We start from the raw sequence: 4,160 nt of genomic DNA, 5'->3' as shown, positions 1-4,160 counted from the left end.
ATAACCCCTTACACTCTGTATTATATAGCATCTTCAATTTAATGCAAGCGATTACACCTAAAGATATTAAATCTTTGCGTTTGATGTGCTCTGATTAGCCTTGATCTCGAAAATCACCCTGAGGAATCCAAATTATATTTAAGTTGCCCTTTTTAATTTGATTAAACAGACGGCTTATTGAAAAATGTTTGTATTTCAATTATACTTGAGAAAATTATGGAAATGGGCTTTGCGGAGCATAAATCGCATAGGCCCATTTTTTGTTTTAAATTAAAAAAAAGTTTAAGGAGAATTTTATGACAAAAGGAATTACAAGAAGAACCAATTTATCTATTGCTTCAGTTGGTATCCTAACATTCGTTGGTATTTTAGTTGAAACTTCTATGAATGTAACGTTTCCTACTTTGATGAAAATCTTTGCTGAGCCTCTAGGCACAGTTCAATGGTTAACGACCGGCTACCTTTTGATGGTAACTCTCGTAATGGGAACGACGGCTTTTTTACTTAAACGATTTAAAAAACGTAATTTATTTTTATTCAGCATAGGTATTTCGACTTTAGGAATCATATGTTGCTTGACAGCTCCAAACTTCTGGGTGTTGATGTTAGGTCGCCTCTTTCAAGCAAGCGGGACAGGTATCAGTACTCCACTGATGTTCTCAATTATCTTTTCAGAAATTCCACGTGAGCATTGGGGAACATATTCTGGAATAGCTGCGATGTTAATTTCTTTAGCCCCTGCTCTAGGTCCGACGTATGGTGGTATCATGAATCATTATTTTTCTTGGAGAACAATTTTCAGTTTTGCATTGTTGCTGGTACTAGCGTCTCTACTGATCGGTATATTAAGCATTAGGGATAATGAAAAACAACAGCATAATAAATTTGACACCTGGGGTTTTTTGACCTTGTCTTTCTTTTTGATACTGCTTGAATTTGGGATTCAACAACTCAGTAAAAATTATTTATATGCAATAACACTGCTATTTCTTGGCATTATCTCACTTGTACTCTTTATTAGGCATGAAAAAAACAGCACAAATTCACAGCAGCTCATCAATCCGCTTGTTTTTAAAAACAAATATCTGATGTTCCGTTTATTTAACTACTTTGTACTTCAATTAATTAATATTTCGATGTCTTTTATTATTCCAGTTTTTTCTGAAAACATTTTACAAGCTAATTCTTTGATTGCCGGTTTAGTTCTTCTTCCCGGCTCTCTGCTAGGGTCACTGACAGCTCCTTTTGCAGGCAGATGGTATGATCAGGTGGGCGCTAAAAAACCGCTGCTCACAAGTAACTGTTTAATAATTGCTGGGATGCTGCTCTTCACATTATTCATCAATGATTTAACTATTTGGCTGATTGGCCTGTTCTTCATAGTTACACGTTTGGGATTCAACGCAGGATTTGGAAACACAATGTCTGATGCCAGCAAAGCTGTTCCTCTGACACAAAAAGCCGATCAGAATTCCTTGTTTAGTATGAGTCAGCAGTATGCCGGTTCAATTGGAACTGCCATTATGGCTGCTATCATCAGTTTTCAGGGAAATGGTATCAATAATACAAAAAATAGTATTCTGTCAGGTACTCATTTAGGCTTTGGATTATTATTGATCTTTGGAATTGCTGCACTTATTTGTACACTAACTTTAAGTGAAAAAGATCAACAAAATAAATTCAACAAGTAAGCCCTGCTGCTAATTGCTGCTGTATAAATTTATAGATTTAGAAAGACAGAGACTGATGCCTAAAAAACAACTCTTGGTCTGTAACAGAGCAACCATAGCTTTCTTCAGCTCGAACTGTATTTTTTGATAGTTATGGTTAATAATTTCCTGCCACTTAACGATTCTACAAGTTGCATTTTTAGTGAGTAGAATGCTTGACGCATTTATTTTAAAGTTGGTATACTTTGGGGACAGTTTAGGGTTTTAGAGGGGGAAGCGCTATGATTTTCGGACACATTCTTTTTGGAACAATTGCAGTCATTGGTGTCTTATTACTCGAAGTAGGATTTTATCGAGATTTTGCACATCTTAATTTAACCCAAAAGTTAGGAATTTTTTTAACTGTTTTTGGGCTTTTCGCGACAACTTCTTTGGGCATCTTCTTGTCTGGCAACTATCTCGCAGGTGTAATCGTCAGCGTCATTGGAATTCTTTTATTAGGCATCTTGGTACGTCCAGTATTTAGTACAGATAAATCAAAATAGCCGCTGACACAATAAAAAGCTCTCTGCTGAGGGCTTTTTTATTGTTTTTAAAAATATTTCATTATTTATTTTTTTACGTTCAAATTTCTGCCTTGATCAAAAAGCTGCTCTGAGTCAATCGCATTCATAATATTTTTTAAGCGTTCTCTTGTTTCAGGTTTAGGCCAAACTTTGCTGTTTTCCTTTTCACTCAGATCACTAGAATAAGCTCCATAAACTCCAAGACCATCCTGATCAGCAAGAGTAAATATTTTTTGCGCTTGCCGTGCATGATTTTTATCAGCCCACATAGCAACAAAACCTGTTGCTTCTCTGAAGTCCCATGGTGTTGCTTCAGATTTTATTTCGTTAAGTTTTCCACCAATGGCTCGAAGTTCAATCCCCATCACAAAACTATTTTTCAGTATTGTTTCTATTTGGTCTATTATTGCAGCATTAAAGTTTTTTACCAATGTATTTTTAACGTATACTGGCTGCTGACCACGATGCGGCTCGTGAGGAGCTTTAACCAAGTCAGCATACTCCATCGTTTGCTGCTCCTGATTCTGTGTTCTCCCCAACTTTAAAGATTTTTCAAAAATATCTTTTGACTGTTCATTTGGGGAACCTGCCCAGATGTTGGTAGCTTCAAAAATATAATCTCCATTTTCATTTAATGTGACCATAAGCATACTGCTTAACCGTCTTGAAGAGCTATTTGCCCATTTCTGCCATTTCAAAATAAAAGTTTCTAATTTTTTTGACAGATATTTGACATTTTGAACCACAACAGGCGAAACAAAATTTTTATCCTGCGTTACTAACCGGTCTGCTTTGAATAAGAACTCTGTCACGATTCCTACTTGAGAACTGCCACCTCGGATAGCCCAAAATAAATCTGGTTCATGCTTTTCATCAATCCAGTGGCATTTACCATCAGAAGTAACCAAACTTGCTCCAATAATGTGATCAATCGTGAGACCCGAGTTCCTAACTAGAAGTCCTATTCCACCTGAGGTTGCTAAACCGCCTACTCCGGTATCGCCAAAATCACCGCTTGAAATAACCAGCTGATATGGATTCAAGATCTTGGCAACATCACCCCACAAAGCTCCAGCCTGAATTCTAACGAGCCCCGATTTTTCATCGACTATTGTGACCTCGTTCATTTGAGAAATATCTAAAATGATGCCTCCATCGTTAACAGAAGACATCGTCATACCATGTCCACCACTACGAACAGAAAAAGGAACCTTGCTGCCGGTCTTCTTCCTTACAGCGGTAATATATTTGATAGTTTCTGACACTTGTGAATTTGTCACCGCCATGATTACTAACCTAGGATTACCAACACGGAAATAGTTAGAACGCATAGCATCAAATCTAGCATCTGTTGGAGTAATTGAAATATTGCTTAACTCTTCAGGTAACTGCGGCCAATTGGAGCCTTTTATTTTTTTATTCACTTAAAAACCCCCTAGTTTGCATTCACTGCACTATTGTTTTGCATACTAAACTAAATTATCTTCATTCGATTCCTATCACTAATTTTATATGTTTCATATCTTTTTTATATCCCTTTGAGACATTATGACTCCATTCGGACATTTTTTTGTAAAAAATATCTGACATGAGTCGATAAAAAGAAAACTTTTTGACTTATGAAATCAAATAAATAAACTAGGACAAAATTCAACTTTTGACCTAGCCTTTTAAAAAATGCATTTACGCTACAACAAGCATGACACTGTATTGTACAAACAGATAAGATTTTATTTTTTAATTTAAAATACAAAAAAACAGTCCAGCAAGATAAAGTTTAAGCTCTTTACACTTTACTTTTTCTCTTTCGATCTAACTAACTTCATTTTTAACAATCTTAAATCTCTTCAAAATCATCATCAACTTCATTAATTATCTCGCTGGACTGCTGATAAATAAGGGATAGTCAAACTCTAACCTCTTT

General features: G+C 35.8%; 3 protein-coding genes. 2 read left to right on the top strand and 1 reads right to left on the bottom strand.

What is annotated here, in order from left to right:
• The first annotated feature begins 296 nt into the window (after nucleotides 1-296).
• Both FD20_RS12145 and FD20_RS12140 read left to right on the top strand, forming a co-directional pair.
• On the top strand, nucleotides 297-1,691 hold the full coding sequence (locus tag FD20_RS12145) for an MFS transporter (protein WP_057738842.1): 1,395 nt from the start codon (nucleotides 297-299) through the stop codon (nucleotides 1,689-1,691).
• 260 nt (nucleotides 1,692-1,951) lie between these two features.
• Nucleotides 1,952-2,215, top strand: a complete 264-nt coding sequence (locus tag FD20_RS12140) for a hypothetical protein (RefSeq protein WP_057738840.1) — start codon at nucleotides 1,952-1,954, stop codon at nucleotides 2,213-2,215.
• A 65-nt stretch (nucleotides 2,216-2,280) separates the two neighbouring features.
• On the opposite strand, the gene FD20_RS12135 is transcribed toward FD20_RS12140, so the two are convergent.
• Complete coding sequence (locus FD20_RS12135) at nucleotides 2,281-3,660, bottom strand: FAD-binding oxidoreductase (RefSeq protein ID WP_057738838.1); 1,380 nt, start codon at nucleotides 3,658-3,660, stop codon at nucleotides 2,281-2,283.
• Nucleotides 3,661-4,160: the final 500 nt, after the last annotated feature.

The sequence above is a fragment of the Liquorilactobacillus uvarum DSM 19971 genome, from assembly GCF_001434935.1.
Classification (GTDB): Bacteria; Bacillota; Bacilli; order Lactobacillales; family Lactobacillaceae; genus Liquorilactobacillus; species Liquorilactobacillus uvarum.
This window is presented reverse-complemented; position numbering and strand designations above follow the sequence as displayed.

Excerpts from the sequence above, each read along its gene's own strand:
- FD20_RS12145 (WP_057738842.1), top strand. The coding sequence starts at position 297 with ATGACAAAAGGAATTACAAGAAGAACCAATTTATCTATTGCTTCAGTT.
- FD20_RS12140 (WP_057738840.1), top strand. The coding sequence starts at position 1,952 with ATGATTTTCGGACACATTCTTTTTGGAACAATTGCAGTCATTGGTGTC.